Source organism: Komagataeibacter intermedius TF2, assembly GCF_000964425.1.
In the GTDB taxonomy this organism is placed as follows: Bacteria; Pseudomonadota; Alphaproteobacteria; order Acetobacterales; family Acetobacteraceae; genus Komagataeibacter; species Komagataeibacter intermedius.
The window spans coordinates 35,546-52,323 of the sequence record NZ_BANF01000061.1; the positions used below are offsets into that span (position 1 = coordinate 35,546).

Below are 16,778 nucleotides of genomic sequence, written 5' to 3' on the forward strand. Positions count from 1 at the left end.
TTCTGTTACAGATTGCCGGTCAGGTCATCATTGAGAACCCGCTTACGGCTGCGCGCGCGCAGCACGGACATGGCGCAGGACGTACCGGCGACACTGCCGATGACACCCAGCAGGTACAGCAGGAACGGATGTCCCCCCAGATACCAGTCGGGCCACATCCATGCCGGCATGTACCCCTCCGTATAGGCGCTGGCGGTGCGGTAATTATCCAGCCGCGCCCCGTGCCGCACCACCATGTCCCCCTGGAAGCGTTCGCCCCGGGCCGGGTCGCGCAGGTCCCCCGCCATGGCCGACAGCGCATCGGGCGTCGCCCCCAGCAGCGCCACGACCGAGTGATGCGGCGCGAATGGCGACTGCGCGGCAATCAGCGCCCCCTCATCCAGGCTGCCCGGCGGGTTGCCCGCCTCCATCCCGACCAGATGGCGCATCCATTGCCCTGCCTTCACGCTCCATGTCCCGCCAGTGCGGTAACCCGCCCGCGCCAGCGCCTGCGACGCCGCGCCAAGCCGGTCGAAGGGCGAGATGACCAGCATGTCCCCGGCCTGTTCGCCCCCTGCGTGCATGTCCGTCGTATCGACATGCAGGCCGGTGACCGGATACTGGTCCACCGCGCCAAGGAAACCCATAAGGTCCAGAAAGGCGCCCTGCGTTGCGGGTGCCGGGTCTGGCGGCAGCAGGACGGTCGTCTGCGACATATCCGCCATGCGCGAAAACGGAAAGCCCGACATGGCGAACAGCTTCACACTGGGCAGGACTGCCAGATGCCGCGACGCCGACAGGTCGATTGTCGAGGACGGATCAAGCCCGACCTCACTGACGGCAGGCCCCTGCCCCCCGCTGGTCCGGGCGCGGACATCAAAATAGACCGACAGGACATTCTGTTCCTTCAGCACCCATGACGGCAGTTCCACATCATGTTCAACCAGCCCGTCATGCCTGCCGAACGGATTGAACGACCACGAAACCAGCGGATAGGAATGGAGGAACATGCCATTGAGCATGACGTCCACCTCGGAATGTTGGCGATCCACCAGCGCGCCGGGGGGCGCCATGACCCGCAGGCGCGCGATAAAGGGCTTCGAACGCCATGTATGCAGGTCGGGCGGCACGGCGAACGGAATATCGACCACCATGGGGTCAAGCCCTGCCCGATGCAGCTGCGTATCGGGCAGCAGGTCGCCAAGGCGCACCGGATGATCCGTCGGCAGAAGGCCCGGGGCGTCATATGGCCTGCGCGCAGGGGGCGTCACGTCGGGCGCTGCGGCGTGCGTACCATCAATCTGGAGCTGTGGCGCGCCCAGAACCAGCGCGCGCGCCGCCGTGGCCACATCCGTATCCGTGCGTCCACTGACCACAAGCACGGTGCCGAACACGTCATGCGGATTGGGGATTTCAGCCACGACCGGTCCCGCGGGCGCGTTTCCCCACGGCCCCGGCAGCCCGACCCCGACCACGATGGCATTGCCCGGCCCGGACAGTGCGGGCGCAACCGCGAAGTGAATACGCCGGTCATGCAGTTTCATGCCCAGCCATGAGGCCACCATGCCGCCCGCCGCCTGCACCCGCGTGCTGGCGGCAGGCGCCAGCACGAATGTCACGGGGGCGGTTCCCGCCATGCCACGATCCACCAACGGGTATGGCAGGGCAGACAGCAGCCGGTGCGGCACGAGCTGGACCGTTGTAAACGACAGCGTGGAGTCCGGATCAATGGCCACCTGCAGCCCTGTCGCCTTCATGGGCATGCCCCCATCCGCAGGCGGCTGCGCATCAGGACCACATGCACCGGACGGGAAGGTGGCGCCCGCCCCCTGTCGCGCGATCAGGCGGAAATTGAAGCGGTTGCGCGTATCGAACAGCAGCGCGCTGACCGGCAGGTCCACAGGCCCGAACCGGCCATTGCCCTGCGTGCAGACGACGCCCACGGGCTGGTCATTCAGCATGACGGCAATCGCCGCCTGCCCTGTCGTCGGGGACAGGCTGACGCTGCCGGACAGGCTGAGCCGCGCACTGCGGATGATCTTGTCCCGGCCTACATCCGCGTCCATCCCGTATATCGGGGCCATGGCGCGCAGCAGCATCGGCTGGAACTGGCCCAGCTGGGTAAAGGTCCGGCTGACCGTCACCGGTGTCCGGGACACATGCGCTGCATCGGCCTGCGTCATATGTTCATCATCAAACACCGCAACGGCATTATCCCCATCCCTGTCCGCGACAGGGGTGCCCGCGCCCGTTGGCACGGCGGCGGGGGCTGCCGGAACCTGCGCCCATGCCGTCATGCCTGTCGCCAGCATCAGGCACAGCGCCATGATCCCGGCTGCCGCCCCGCGCGGGCGGCGGGTCGGCTGTATGACCAGGCGTTCCTTGGGCAGGACGGCTTCCTTTTCCATATCCGTAACGACCGGGCCGGTTTCCGGGGCCTGTTTCGTTTCCCCATCCCGGGGGGATGGCCGGAACAGCGCAAGGATGCTGAGCAGGACGGTATAAAAACTGCGTACCGGGTTGTCGGGCGGGAAATCGGACCATTGCGCCCAGGCGTCGTCCCGGCCGAAGACCAGTTCCACCACCTGTTCTTCCTGCGCCAGCCCGTCTATCGCCCATTTCAGGCGCACGGTGCTGTCCGTCCGCGCAATGACAACCGCGCGCACGGCCGCGGGGCCACCGGCCAGCGTCCAGCTGACGGTCACGCCATGCCCGACCGGGAACCGGTCCGCTGCATGCAGGCTGACACAGCACCCCCCCATGGAGACGTCACGGGTATGACAGGCGAACTGCTGGTGGTCATCGGTAGCCAGATGCACGGGCAGCTTCGCCTGCACGCGGTGACAGGTGCGCCGCTGCCGGGTTTCCCGCGCCACCGCGATCGAACCCATGACAATGGTCAGGCTGAACAGGATCCACAGGCTGTTCATGGCCATGGCGCGGAACACCAGCGTTTCGTGATAATGCACGCACGCCGACCACACCCCCATGCCCAGCCCCGTCACAAGCGCCATGGCGATGATGATGTTGGGATAGACCGCACGCCAGTCGAAATACCCGTGTTCCAGCAGGCCGCCCTTGTCAGTGACGTTGAACTTGCCCTTGTGCGGCGCGATCAGGGTAATGAAGGTCATGCGCACCAGAAAAGGCGCCAGCACGGTTTCGTACAGCTCGCTCCAGAATGAATAACGCCACCGTCCCTGCAGGCGCGACATGGTCATGGTCGTATGAAACAGATGCGGCAGGGCATAGACCGCCAGTTCATACGGTGACGCCGCGATCATGGTCACGCCCAGAAACAGGTACCCCAGCGGCGCCAGCAGGAACAGCAGGCGCGATACCGAAAACAGGTAATGCGTGGCGGCCGCGAAATAGCATATCCGCTGTGTCAGCTTCAGCCCCGGCCCGGTCAGCGGATTGTCGATACGCAGCATCTGGAACATGCCACGCGCCCAGCGCATGCGCTGGCCGATCTGCATGCCCAGGGTTTCCGTCTCCAGCCCCGCCGCCATTGGTTCACGCAGATAGGCCGAGCCCCACCCCTGACGCTGCATGCGCAGGGCGGTGTGGGCGTCCTCGGTCACCGTTTCGGTGGCGAACCCGTTGATCGACATGATGGCCTTGCGCCGCAGCACCGCGCACGACCCGCAGAAGAATGTCGCGTTCCAGTAATCGTTCCCGTCCTGCAGCAGTCCGTAGAACAGGTTCGTCTCGGGCGGGATTCCGCGCCCGCGGCTCATGTTGCGCTGGAACGGGTCGGGCGAATAGAAATGATGGGGCGTCTGCAGCAGCGCAAGGTTCGGGTCCGCCACCATCCACCCGATCGTCTTTTTCAGGAAGCTGCGGACCGGGACGTGATCACAGTCGAAAATGGCAATCAGGTCACCCGTCGTGATCTCCAGCGCATGGTTCAGGTTGCCGGCCTTCGCATGGTTGTTGTGCATGCGGGTGATGTAGCCGGCACCGGACTGGTGCGCGAAATCCCGGAACGCGGCGCGCCTGCCGTCATCAAGGATATAGACATTCAGCCTGTCTGCAGGCCAGTCCAGCGCAAGGCAGCCCAGCACCGTAGTGCGGACAATGGACAGGTCCTCGTTATAGGTCGGGACATAGACATCGATCACCGGCCAGCGCGACGTGTCATCCGGCAGGGGATGGACCGTCCGCCGCAGCGGCCACGCAAGCTGGAAATAGGTCAGGCCGACGCGGATGGTCGTATAGATTTCCCCCAGCGCCAGCACCAGTACCATGATGGTCTGCAACACACCGGAAAAATCGAGCGTCGAGGTAAAACGCCACACCAGATACCGGGTGGAGACAAAAATGGACAGGAACATAAGGAAACAGCGCGACCAGCGTTCATGATGCCGCCGCACGATAAAAAACAGTACGACACCCCCAATCGCGACGAATAGCTGCCGGTCGGTTGGCAGATACGTCAGACTGGAGACAAGCAGGAAAACGACAAACACAAGCGCCAGAAGACCTGTGTATACTGATTTTTTATTTACCATTATCGATCATTCACTAATAAAATCAGATTTGTTGGTTTTATTATTGATTTTTATTTTTTCTCATTTCAGCGGGGCGTCTGAAATATGTCCTGTCCGTTTAATTGACCTCTCTGTTTTGTCAATATCTTTAAAAAAAACAGACAATATTGATGCCACAATTATGGAAATCGCTCATCATAAAGGATAATATTCCTAATATATTCCGTTCTGTTCCATTTCTATAGCCTCAGCTATGCTACTCATTCTTATTCTGGATGCACGCGTTTGCTTCAACACTACCGGGGAACCACCTGGTATCCATAACCTGCCTGAATATGTTCAGATACAATCAGAGGTAGAAAAGTATTTTCTGGATTACAACCGCTTGCCATAATGGCAAATGAAATAAATATAAAACTATATTATACCCGTATGGGCGCGCTGGCAGGACGCTGCTGACGACCGATCCCCGACGGTTCATGAACGACATAAAAAAGGGGGAGGTGCATTGCTGCACCTCCCCCTTTCCGGCACGGCGTCCGGCCTGCGTCAAACAGGCCAGACAGTTCCGTCTGGTATCAGTTCTCGGCGTTACGACGACGGATCGCGGCACCCAGAATGTCACCCAGCGAAGCCCCGCTATCGGACGAACCGTAGTCGGAGATGGCCTGCTTGTCTTCCTCGACCTCACGGCCGCGGATGGTCAGGGCCAGCTTGCGGGCTGCGCGGTCAACCGACACGACCTTCGCATCGACGCGTTCACCAACGGCGAAACGCTCCGGACGCTGGTCAGCCTTGTCACGGGCCAGTTCCGCACGGCGGATGAAGCCGGTCAGGACATCGTCAACCTTCACCTCGATGCCGTTCGACTGAACAGCGGTGACGATGCAGGTCACGATCGCGCCCTTCTGCACCTTGCTCAGCGTGTCAGCAGCGGGGTCTTCCTGCAGCTGCTTGATGCCCAGCGAGATACGTTCCTTCTCCACGTCCACATCCAGCACCTTGGCCTTCACGACCTGGCCCTTTTCGTAGTGGCTCATGGCGACTTCGCCCGGCTCGTCCCAGGACAGGTCGGACATGTGAACCATGCCGTCGATATCTGCGGACAGGCCGATGAACAGGCCGAATTCGGTGATGTTGCGGATCTCGCCTTCCACCACGGAACCAACCTTGTGTTCCTCGGCGAACTGCTCCCACGGGTTGCGCTGCACCTGCTTCAGGCCCAGCGAGATGCGACGCTTCGCGCTGTCCACATCCAGAACCATCACGTCGACTTCCTGCGAAGTGGCGACGATCTTGCCCGGATGGACGTTCTTCTTCGTCCAGGACATTTCGGACACGTGCACCAGACCCTCGACGCCCGGCTCCAGCTCCACGAATGCACCGTAGTCGGTGATGTTCGTGACGCGACCGGTGTAGCGGGCACCCGGCGGGTACTTGATCGCCACGTTTTCCCACGGGTCAGCCTCAAGCTGCTTCATGCCCAGCGAGATACGCTGCGTGTCGGGGTTGAAGCGGATGACCTGCACGCGGACCGGCTGGCCGATCTGCAGGGCTTCGGACGGGTGGTTGATGCGCTTCCATGCGATATCGGTCACATGCAGCAGGCCATCGACGCCGCCGAGGTCCACGAACGCACCGTAATCGGTGATGTTCTTGACCACGCCATCAAGGATCATGCCTTCCTTCAGGCCCTGGATCAGCTCGCTGCGCTGTTCCGCACGGGTCTCTTCCAGAACCGCACGACGCGACACGACGATGTTGCCACGCGCACGATCCATCTTCAGGATCTGGAACGGCTGGGGCACACCCATCAGCGGGGTCACGTCGCGCACGGGGCGGATGTCCACCTGGCTGCCGGGCAGGAACGCCATCGCGCCGCCCAGGTCAACGGTGAAGCCACCCTTGACGCGGCCATAGATGGTGCCGTTGACGCGCTGGTTGTTCTCGAACGCCTTTTCAAGGTTCGACCAGGCTTCCTCGCGGCGGGCCTTTTCACGCGACAGGACGATGGACCCGTCACGGTCTTCGTACCGCTCGACAAACAGTTCGATAACGTCACCCGGCTTGACATCGGGGGTCACACCCGGCGGGCCGAATTCCTTCAGGGCGACGCGCCCTTCGCTTTTCAGGCCGACATCGACGATCGCGTATTCATCCGTCAGGCGGACGACGCGACCGGTGACAACGGAACCGTCAAACGCGGAGTCGCGACCAAGGGTTTCCTCAAGAAGGGCGGCAAAGTCCTCGCCACCCTTATGGTCGGCGACGGGCTGTGTTGTGGCTGAAGCCATGAGCTACTCGTAAATCCTGTACCCCTGTGCCACGCATGGGTGGACAGGGACAATCCTGCGCCCCCGCATGCCCGCGCATGCGGGACATATTGGGAACGGCTTGCCCGGCGGATATGCCACGACACGGTCGCGGCGCGCCTGACGGCCAATATTGAAACGCCATACCCCGCGCCACGCGGGCGCGTGGGGCATATACCGTTGAGCACAGACACCCTATGGGCGGCGCATGTCAATAAAAACCCGCGATATGGGGCCGGGTTCCCGCATAAAATCGTCCTAGCGCGTCATGCGCGCCACGATCCGCAGTGCTTCGGCCAGCACGTCATCCGCGCTCAGGCCGTCGGTCTCGATGCGCACGGCGTCCCCGGCCGCGCGCAGGGGGGCGACGGCGCGTTCTGAATCGGCCCGGTCCCGCGCCGCGATTTCGCGCTCGACGCGGGTGATCTGCTCTTCGCGGTCGGGTGCGGCGGGATCGGTCGCAAGCTGCTCCCACCGCCGCGTGGCCCGCGTGCGCGGGGAAGCCGTGATGAACAGCTTGACCGAAGCATCGGGGAAAATGACGGTCCCGATATCGCGGCCATCCAGCACCGCACCATGCTCGCCTGCAAAACGGCGCTGCACGTCAACCAGCACGCGGCGCACGGCGGGCTGTGCCGCGACAAGGCTGGCCGCGCGATCGACCTCGGGCACGCGCAGGTCGGTCCGGCTGAGGTCCTCCAGCCCGACACTGGCGGCAAATTCCTCTGCCGCACCCTGTGCGGGGTCACGGCCCGCATCGATCATCCGCCGTCCCGTCGCGCGGTACAGCAGGCCCGTATCGAGATATGGCAGGTCCAGCGCCTGCGCCAGCCGCTTCGCAAGGGTGCCCTTACCCGCAGCCGCAGGGCCATCGACCGCTATGACCAGCCGCCGGGTCATGCCGCAAGCCCGGCGCCGATGCTGTTCATGAGCGTGATGAAACCGGGGAAACTGGTATCGATGAACGCGGTATCATCAACGGAAACCGGCTTTTGCGCCGCAAGGCCCATGACGATCGCGCTCATGGCCAGGCGATGGTCCATGCGCGTCTGGACCAGTCCGCCACCGGGGATCGCGCCCCCCGTGCCATGCACGATCATGTCATCACCCACGACCTCGACCCTCACGCCATTGGCTTCCAGCAGGGCGACAGTGGCGGCAAGGCGGTCGCTTTCCTTCACGCGCAGTTCCTCCAGCCCGCGAAAGCGCGACTGCCCCGTGGCGTGGGCCGCGACCACCGCAAGGATGGGGTATTCGTCAATCATGGACGGTGCGCGGGTGGCGGGTACGTCCACGCCATGCAGGGCGCCTGCGGTGGCGGTGATGTCGCCCACGGGTTCGCCCCCTTCCACGCGTTCGTTGCTGATGACCAGATCGGCGCCCATTTCCTTCAGCGAGGTGAACAGCCCGGTCCGTAGCGGGTTCAGTCCCACGCCGCGCACGCTGACCGCCGAGCCCGGCACCAGCAGGGCCGCCGCCAGCACGAAGGCCGCCGATGACGGATCGCCCGGCACCACGATATCACGCGCGACCAGTTCGGGCCTGCCCTGCACGGTAATGACCCGGCCACCCGCCCCCATGGGTTCGACATGCACGGTCGCACCGAAATGGCGCAGCATGTTTTCGGTATGGTCACGGGTTGCCACGGGTTCTTCCACCCGGGTCTCGCCCTGTGCATTCAGCCCCGCCAGCAGCACGGCCGACTTCACCTGCGCTGACGCAACCGGCAGGCGGTAGGACAGCGGCGGCGGATTGGCATTTCCCTGTATGGCCAGCGGCAGGCGCCCGCCCTGACGCGACAGGAACACGGCGCCCGTCGCCGCCAGCGGGTCCATCACCCGCTTCATCGGGCGGCCACGCAGGCTGGCATCGCCCGTCATGACGGAGGTGAAGCCGTGGCTGGCCAGAATGCCCGACAGCAGCCGCGCCGCCGTGCCCGAATTGCCCATGTCCAGCACGTCCGCCGGTTCGTGCAGCCCGTCCAGACCGCACCCCCGCACCGTCCAGTTCCCCGCGCCCGTGCGGGTGATGTCCGCCCCCAGCGCGCGCATGGCGTCGGCGGTGCGCAGCACGTCCTCGCCTTCCAGCAGGCCGGTGATGTGGGTCGTGCCACGTGCAAGGGCCGCGAACATCAGCGAACGGTGGCTGATTGATTTGTCACCCGGAACCTGGACCGAACCGGAAAGGGGCGCGCGCGGGGCATGGACCGTCAGCGCACGGACGGAAGATTGGACATGATCGGTTTTCATACGCCATCCAATTCCGTATTCCGGGTGGCAAAGTCAATCGCAGATCGGCATGATCGCCCTGCCGGCGCATGCCCCGGTGTTTGACATTCCGCCTACAAACTGGCATGGGGCTGCGCCTTTTGCCACTTCCGGATATCGTGGCTTCATTCATAATCAAAACAGGATCGACAGGTTCAAGATGGCTCAGTCCAACCTCGGCACCAAACGTGTCTGTGTCTCCTGCAGCGCCCGTTTCTACGATCTGAACAAGAATCCGGCCGTCTGCCCCAAATGCGGCGCTGAACAGCCCGTGGAACTGCCCCGCGTCCGTCGCCCGGTGGAAGCTGCCCCCGAATCCAAGCCCAAGACGGCTGACAACGCGCTCGAAAACGACGTCGATGTCGATCTGGACACCGACGCCGAGGATGACGATGACACCGTCCTGCCCGACGACGCGGGCCTTGATGACGACGATGACGACGACATCAGCAGCGCCGACATCGACGTAAAAACCGACAAGGACGACCACGACAACTGACCTGACCCGGCCCGGAGCACACTGCCCCGGGCCGTTTTTGCATCAGGTGGCGGGGTTGCGGCGTTCGATCTCGACCCCGACCGATTCGGCATCGTCGAAAATGTCGAGCTTTTCCACGCAGACACGCGTGATGCGGACACGCCTGTCCGCCAGCACGCCGGCTGCGATTCGTTCGGCCAGCGTTTCCACCAGCGCGACGTGCCCCTGCGCCACCAGTTCGCGCACCAGCAGCACCACACGTTCATATGATACCGTGCGTCCCAGGTCATCCGGCCCCACGTCCAGCGTCGCACTGTCCGGCACGCCAAAGGCCACGTTGACCCGGATACGCTGGGTCACCCCCTGTTCATGTTCAAACACGCCGATATGGGCATCCAGCACCATATTGCGCACAAACAGGCAGCGCAGGGGCTGCGACCCGTTCCATGACGGCAGCACGGACATGATGTTTCCTGTCGGTTGGGTGTTCAGGCGGGACGCGACGCCGGGGACCACTGCATATGCTGCCCCCCGTCCAGGGCGAGCATCTGCCCCGTCACGGACGGCAGGCACAACAGCGAAAGCGCCGCACGCGCGATTTCATCCGGCGTCGCCCCATATCCCAGCGGGACGGAGGCGCATTGCCGGGCAAACTGTTCCGCCGTCTGTCTGGGCGTGGGCAGCACCGGCCCCGGACCAATGGCGTTGACCCGGATCCGGCGCGGCGCCAGCGCCAGCGCCATGGTCTGGGTCAGTGTCCATAACGCGGCCTTGGACACCGTATAGCTGACAAAATGCGGGGTCAGCGACCACACGCGTTCATCCAGCATGTTCAGTACCATGCCCTCGCCCCCCTGCGGCAACAGGCGGGCGAATTCCTGAATCAGGACAAAGGGCGCACGGGTATTGGGTTCCATATGGGCATCCCATCCCGCCCGCGTGGCATCATCCCATTCATCGCGGCGGAAGGTGCTGGCATTGTTCACCAGCACGCCCACCGGCCCCAGCGCCTGCGTGACAGCAGGCAGCAGGGGCAGGACCGATTCCTCCCGCGACAGGTCAGCCTGAACGACATGGGCCCTGCGGCCAAGCGCGCGGATGTCCGATGCCGTCCGGTCGGCGGCGCTGGCGGATTCGTTGTAATGGATGGCAATGTCAAAACCAGCACGCGCCAGTTCCAGCGCAATGGCGCGGCCAAGACGGGCAGCGCCCCCCGTCACCAGCGCCACGCGCGGGATGTCGGGCGACACCGGCCATAAGACCGGCCCGGTCATGCTGGCCTGCGCGCCATGATGGCGGCAGCCAGCGTGCCATCATCCAGCACATCCAGCGCGCCGCCCACCGGCACGCCCTGCCCTACTCGGCTGACCTGCACGTCGAATCGGGCAAGACGTTCATGCAGCCAGTGCATGGTGGTCGCCCCTTCCACCGTGGTACCCAGCGCAAGGATCACTTCGCGCACGCCGCCTGCGGCGATCCGGTCGAACAGGGGCTGCACGTTCAGGTCATCCGGTCCCATGCCGGACAGGGCGGACAGCGTGCCGCCCAGCACCTGGTACACGCCCCGATGCACGCCCGCACGTTCCAGCGCCCACAGGTCGCCCACGTTTTCCACCACGCAGACCAGCCCGTCATCACGCGCCGGGTCCGCGCAGATGCCGCATGGGTCGGTGGTGTCAAGGTTGCCGCAGGTCGAACAGGTCCGCACGGCGCGGGCCGCCTGTTCCATTGCCTCGGCAAGGGGCAGCATCCGTGCATGGGGCTGGCGCAGCAGGGCAAGGGCCGCACGCCGGGCGGACCGCGGCCCCAGCCCCGGCAGGCGGCCCAACAGGGTCACCAGCCGGTCAATTTCGCCCCTGCCGCTCATTCATGTTCCCCGGCGTTGTGGATCAGAACGGGAATTTCATCCCGCCCGGCAGGCTCAGGCCGCCCGTGACCTTCTTCATTTCCTCGCTGGCGGTGGCGTCCAGCTTCTTGCGGGCATCAGCGCTAGCCGCAAGGATCAGATCCTGCAGCATTTCCATCTCGGCCGGGTCCGCCAGCTTGGGGTCGATACGGATCGCCTTCATGTCGCCCTTGCCGTTCATGGTGATGGTCACCATGCCCGCGCCCGCGCTGCCTTCAATCGTCATGTCTTCCAGCTTGGCCTGCATTTCTTCCATGCGGGCCTGCATCTGCGTGGCCTGTTTCATCAGGCCGGCAAGATTTTTCATGTTCAGTTCCTCTCTTCAGGCAAAATCATCTGCATCCAGATCGTCCTCTTCTACCAGATCGGCATCAAGAGGCGCGAATTCGAGATCCGGCGCCAAATTCTGGACCGCCATTTCTTCCGGCGGCAGGCCGTAATCATCAAGCGCATGGTCCGTAACCTCGCCAAGGCGGGCCGTGGGGAAAACCTGCATCGCGGCCTGTACCAGCGGGTGGGCCTGCGCCGCCGCGCGGTGAAGCTGGATGATCTCCGCCCCCTGTTCGGCCAGGGTCGCCTCACCTTCCGCATCCGACTGGCGGACCTGCCATGCAGGATCGCCGGTGCCTTCGCGCAGTATGGTTTCCAGCCGCCGGGCCAGACCTGGCAGGCTGTTGCGTTCGACACGGATCTCGATCAGGGGCGGGGCAAAGGACACCAGATGCGTCGCATGCCGCAGGTGGCCATGCAGCATGGCGTCCCGGCCAGAGACGAACGCCACGGTCTCGCGCCATGTCCGCGGCGGGGCAAGCGGTTCCGGCGCGGGGGCGGTTTCCTCCACCCTGCCGGTCCGGGGTGCTGCGGGACGGGGCGTGCCTTCAACCCGCATGCCGCCATTGGCCACCATGCGGATCGCGCCGCCATCGCCCCCTGCGGGCGGACCACCGGCCACGGGCGGCGTGGAAACCGCCGGGCCGGACACGTCATTGCCCCCGCCCGCAGGTTCCGGCACGTGCAGGGGGGCCGCTGCCGCATCCTGCCCCAGCATCCTGCGCACAAGATCACCCGGTGGCGGCAGGTCGGCCACGTAACACAGGCGGATCAGCACCATTTCGGCCGCCTGCCTGCGATCAGGGGCCTGCTCCACTTCCGACAGGCCCTTGAGCAGCATCTGCCATGTCCGCCCCAGCACCGGCACCGGCACACGTTCGGCCAGAGCAGCGCCCCGCTGGCGTTCGGCTTCGGGCAGTTCGGGATTGTCGCGCAGCGCCGGAATCGCCTTGATACGCGACACCGTGTGCACCAGTTCCAGCACATCCCCCAGCATCACGCCCAGGTCACCGCCACGCACATAGACATCCGCCGTAATGGCCAGCGCCCGGTCGGGCCGGCCCTCCAGCACTGCATCCAGCAGGTCGAACACCAGCCCGCGATCCGCCAGCCCCAGCATGCCCGCGACAAGGTCCATGCCAATGGGGGCGGCATCCGTGCCGCCTTCCCCATCCAGCGTGCCCTGGGCAATGGCCTGATCCAGCAGCGACAGCCCGTCACGCACCGACCCGTCCGCAGCCCGTGCGATCAGTGACAGGGCATCGGGGGAAAAGCGGACATGTTCGGCCTGCGCCACGCGGTCGAAATGCGCGGCCAGTTCCACCTGCGGCACACGGCGCAGGGCAAAGGTCTGGCACCGTGACAGGACAGTAACCGGCACCTTGCGCAGTTCGGTGGTCGCAAAAATGAAGGTAACCTGCGCGGGCGGTTCCTCCAGCGTCTTGAGCAATGCATTGAACGCATTGCGCGAGAGCATGTGCACTTCATCGATGATGAACACCTTCATGCGTCCCTGCATGGGACGGAATCGGGTGGCTTCGATAATCTCGCGCACATCATCGACACCGGTGCGCGACGCGGCATCCATTTCCAGCACATCGGGGTGCCGGTCCGCCAGGATGGCGACACAGTTGGGGCAGACGCCACACGGGTCGGCCGTGGGGCCGCCCGTGCCATCCGGCCCGGTGCAGTTCAGGGCACGCGCGATGATCCGCGCCGTAGTGGTCTTGCCCACGCCGCGCACGCCCGTCAGCATGAATGCATGCGCAACACGGCCCAGCGCAAAGGCGTTGCGCAGGATGCGGACGGTGGTTTCCTGTCCGATCAGGTCATCAAAGGTGGTGGGGCGATATTTCCGGGCCAGTACCCGGTAGGGCGCGGCAGGGGCGGCATCCGGCATGGCCGGTGCGGGCGGCTGCGGTGCGTCACCAAAAAGTCCGGGGCCGTCTGCGGGCGGCGCAGGCAGCCCGGCCTCCTCGGAACGATCCTGATCCGACGGGACGGTCATTGATGCATCCGGGCTGGAGAAGTGGCGATCGCGCGTAAAGCGCCATGGCGACACGGAAACTTTCGGGTGGAAGACCGGCCATAACCCGGACGAAACTCACTATGGCTGCTTCCTTCCGGACCTGACCAGGTTAGCAAGGTATCCGTCTACAACCGATCTCCCGAGCGGGTTCTAACACATACACCCGCCCCATGCACAAGGGGGCGACGGAAAAAATCGCACCCCTTCCCCCTATTCCCCGACAGCGGCACCTGACTGGTGGCGCATGTCCGCCCCACCATAATAACGGGCCTGTCCGGCCCTGCCGATCCGCGAGCCACCCGAAAGGATGCTTTCGGCCAGTCCCCACGGGGCATGTTCCTCGATATGGTAGCCTTCGCGCGTCAGGGTGCGCACCACGGCGGGCGACAGCGCGCCGTGTTCCACCTGCACCACATCGGGCTGCCACTGTTCGTGGATACGTGGCAGGTCAACCGCCTGCTGCACATCCAGCCCGTAATCGACCATGCCCGTCAGCACCGACAGGATGATGGTGGGAATACGTGATCCACCCGGGCTGCCCACCACGATGACCGGCTGCCCCGCGCGGGAAACAATGGTGGGGGCCATGGATGAAAGCGGCGTCTTGCCCGGGGCAATGGCGTTGGCGACACTGCCAACAATGCCGAACATGTTCGGCGCGCCCGGACGGCTGGAAAAATCATCCATTTCATCATTCATCACGATGCCGGTGCGGCCCGCGACGACCCCCGCCCCGAACCAGCCATTCAGCGTATAGGTCACGGCCACCGCCGTGCCGTCCTGGTCCGCGATGGAATAATGGGTGGTTTCTTCCTTCTCGGGTTCCGCAACACCCGGGTGCAGGCTGGCAGATGACACGGCATGGTCCAGCGGCAGGGCCTGACGGATCTGCTGCGCATAGGCCGGATCAATCAGGTGCGCGACCGGATTGTTCACGAAGGCCGGATCGCCCAGATCCTGCCGGTCGGCATAGGCGTGGCGCATGGCCTCGACCTCACGCTGCACGCCTGCTGCCGTGTGCAGCCCCAGGGCATGCAGGTCATAACCGGACAGGATGTTCAGCATTTCGCACAATGCAACGCCCCCCCCGCTGGGCGGCGGCGCGGTATCGATGTGATAGCCACGGTATTCACATGACAGCGGCGCCATCATGCGCGTGTGGTAACTGGTGAAATCCCTGCGCGATAGGATTCCGCCGCCCCTGCGGCTGCTTTTGACAATTTCCTTCGCAACCGGGCCATCATAGAACGCCCGTGCGCCATCGCGGGCAATCCGTTCCAGCGTGCGGGCCAGATCGGCCTGCACCAGCCGTTCGCCCGCAGCCAGCGGCGTACCATCGGGGTGAAGGAAGATCTTGCGCGCATATGGATCCTTTGCAAAGGCCGCCGTCGCGGTATGCAGCAGGTCAACATCGCTCTGCTTCAGAATAAAGCCATCACGCGCAAGGGCGATGGCCGGGGCCATGACATCGGCACGCGACAGCCTGCCCCAGCGGCTATGCACCTCCTCCATCCCCGCTACGGTGCCCGGCACGGCCACCGACCGCCAGCCTGCGGTGGATGCCCCGGCAATGACCTGACCCGATGCATCCTGGTACATGGTGGGCGTCGCGGCCCCCGGCGCATGTTCGCGGAAATCAACAAAGGTGGCATGTCCATCCGGCGTGCGCAGGGTCATGAATCCCCCGCCACCGATATTGCCCGCAGCGGGATAGACCACGGCCAGCGCGTAGCCCACGGCGACGGCGGCATCCACCGCATTGCCGCCACGCGCCAGGATGTCCGCGCCCGCGTGGGACGCGAGGTCCTGCGCACTGACCACCATCGCATGCTGTCCCGGCGTGGGGGCCAGCCCGACAGCCTGCCCGGTCCGTGTCGTCTCAAAAGCCAGCGGGTCGCTTGCCGCGGCCTGTCCCGCATCCGGCGCGGCCGCCACAAGGCACGCAAAAAGGGCGGCGCTGTACCGCAGGCTACGGGAAAAGGACATGTTGGCTCCGTTATTGATAATCCGTTCCGGCGCTGCCTTCCCCCGAACCACCCGTTGCGGGGGAAGGCAGTCCCTATGCGACCGGGTAAGGCGGGCAGGTATAGCCCGCGGGCGAAAGGGTGAAGACCTCGCACCCCTCTTCCGTCACGCCCAGCATGTGTTCGAACTGGGCCGACAGGGAACGGTCGCGGGTGACGGCGGTCCAGCCATCTTCAAGGATCTTCACGTCGGGACGGCCGGTATTGAGCATCGGCTCGATGGTGAAGAACATGCCCGGACGCAGGACCAGCCCCTCACCGGGGCGGCCGTAATGCAGCACGTTGGGGGGCGCATGGAAGGTGCGTCCGATCCCGTGACCGCAGAAATCCTGCACCACGGAAAAACGGCGTGCCTCGGCATAGGTCTGGATGATGTGCCCGATATCTCCCAGCGTCGCCCCCGGCCGCACGGCGTCGATGGACAGCATGAGGGATTCGTACGTCGCTTCGATCAGCTTCTGCGCCTTTATGGGCACCTTGCCGACGGTGTACATACGGCTAGTATCGCCATACCAGCCATCAAGGATAACGGTCACGTCGATATTCAGGATGTCGCCATCCTTCAGTTCCCGCTCACCCGGTATGCCGTGGCAGACGACATGGTTGATCGAGATGCAGCTGGATGCGGGATACCCCCGGTAGCCCAGCGTTGCGGGCACCGAGCCATTGGCGATCATGAAATCGTGGATCAGCCTGTCCAGCGCGCCCGTGGTGACCCCGGCGCGCACATGCGGCGTGATCATGTCCAGCGTCCGTGCGGCAAGCTGGCCTGCGGCACGCATCCCGGCAAAATCCTCCGGGGAGTGGATCTGCACCCCGCCGCCGCGCATATCGCCTTCCATGGCGTTATCCTTTCCTGTGTTCGACACATGACCACCCGCCCGCAGTCATGAAGGGGACAACAGGAACACGGCTGGCACGCCTGCCAGCCGCACCGGATGGATGATGATGCCTTCTATA

The 16,778-nt window shown here is 64.4% G+C and carries 12 protein-coding genes and 1 other RNA gene; 1 reads left to right on the forward strand and 12 read right to left on the reverse strand.

Features of this window, described 5'->3' with window-relative positions; all coding sequences use genetic code 11:
• Positions 1-5: 5 nt before the first annotated feature.
• The 4 genes from bcsA to aroA form a co-directional block, all read right to left on the reverse strand.
• Complete coding sequence (gene bcsA / locus B7449_RS10155; RefSeq protein WP_235720961.1) at positions 6-4,451, reverse strand: UDP-forming cellulose synthase catalytic subunit; 4,446 nt, start codon at positions 4,449-4,451, stop codon at positions 6-8.
• A 599-nt stretch (positions 4,452-5,050) separates the two neighbouring features.
• Positions 5,051-6,766 carry a 30S ribosomal protein S1 gene (gene rpsA / locus B7449_RS10160; RefSeq protein WP_010513132.1) on the reverse strand — a complete coding sequence of 572 codons (1,716 nt, stop codon included), beginning with the start codon at positions 6,764-6,766 and terminating at the stop codon, positions 5,051-5,053.
• A 276-nt stretch (positions 6,767-7,042) separates the two neighbouring features.
• Positions 7,043-7,684 carry a (d)CMP kinase gene (locus B7449_RS10170; RefSeq protein WP_039734876.1) on the reverse strand — a complete coding sequence of 214 codons (642 nt, stop codon included), beginning with the start codon at positions 7,682-7,684 and terminating at the stop codon, positions 7,043-7,045.
• A complete protein-coding gene (gene aroA, locus B7449_RS10175; RefSeq protein WP_039734878.1) occupies positions 7,681-9,033 on the reverse strand; it encodes a 3-phosphoshikimate 1-carboxyvinyltransferase in 1,353 nt (450 codons plus the stop codon). The genes B7449_RS10170 and aroA overlap by 4 nt, the downstream gene beginning before the upstream one ends.
• A gap of 178 nt (positions 9,034-9,211) precedes the next feature.
• Between aroA and B7449_RS10180 the strand changes: the two genes are divergently transcribed.
• On the forward strand, positions 9,212-9,550 hold the full coding sequence (locus B7449_RS10180; RefSeq protein ID WP_039734918.1) for a TIGR02300 family protein: 339 nt from the start codon (positions 9,212-9,214) through the stop codon (positions 9,548-9,550).
• 42 nt (positions 9,551-9,592) lie between these two features.
• Here B7449_RS10180 and folB read toward each other — a convergent pair whose 3' ends face one another.
• From folB to map, 8 genes are all read right to left on the reverse strand, one after another.
• The gene (gene folB, locus B7449_RS10185; RefSeq protein ID WP_039734880.1) at positions 9,593-9,994 is read right to left on the reverse strand and encodes a dihydroneopterin aldolase; all 402 of its coding nucleotides are present in this window, start codon (positions 9,992-9,994) and stop codon (positions 9,593-9,595) included.
• A 23-nt stretch (positions 9,995-10,017) separates the two neighbouring features.
• The gene (locus tag B7449_RS10190) at positions 10,018-10,803 is read right to left on the reverse strand and encodes an SDR family oxidoreductase (protein WP_039734882.1); all 786 of its coding nucleotides are present in this window, start codon (positions 10,801-10,803) and stop codon (positions 10,018-10,020) included.
• The gene (gene recR, locus B7449_RS10195) at positions 10,800-11,396 is read right to left on the reverse strand and encodes a recombination mediator RecR (RefSeq protein WP_010513139.1); all 597 of its coding nucleotides are present in this window, start codon (positions 11,394-11,396) and stop codon (positions 10,800-10,802) included. The genes B7449_RS10190 and recR overlap by 4 nt, the downstream gene beginning before the upstream one ends.
• A 22-nt stretch (positions 11,397-11,418) precedes the next feature.
• Positions 11,419-11,742 carry a YbaB/EbfC family nucleoid-associated protein gene (locus tag B7449_RS10200; RefSeq protein ID WP_010506817.1) on the reverse strand — a complete coding sequence of 108 codons (324 nt, stop codon included), beginning with the start codon at positions 11,740-11,742 and terminating at the stop codon, positions 11,419-11,421.
• 15 nt (positions 11,743-11,757) lie between these two features.
• A complete protein-coding gene (locus B7449_RS10205; protein ID WP_039734885.1) occupies positions 11,758-13,773 on the reverse strand; it encodes a DNA polymerase III subunit gamma/tau in 2,016 nt (671 codons plus the stop codon).
• A 66-nt stretch (positions 13,774-13,839) separates the two neighbouring features.
• An RNA gene (ffs, locus tag B7449_RS10210) (signal recognition particle sRNA small type) lies at positions 13,840-13,934 on the reverse strand.
• A gap of 70 nt (positions 13,935-14,004) precedes the next feature.
• Entirely contained in the window at positions 14,005-15,780 is a 1,776-nt protein-coding gene (ggt, locus tag B7449_RS10215) for a gamma-glutamyltransferase (RefSeq protein WP_039734887.1), read from the reverse strand.
• Positions 15,781-15,853: 73 nt separating this feature from the next.
• Entirely contained in the window at positions 15,854-16,660 is an 807-nt protein-coding gene (gene map, locus B7449_RS10220) for a type I methionyl aminopeptidase (protein WP_039734889.1), read from the reverse strand.
• Between the last annotated feature and the right edge of the window lie 118 nt (positions 16,661-16,778).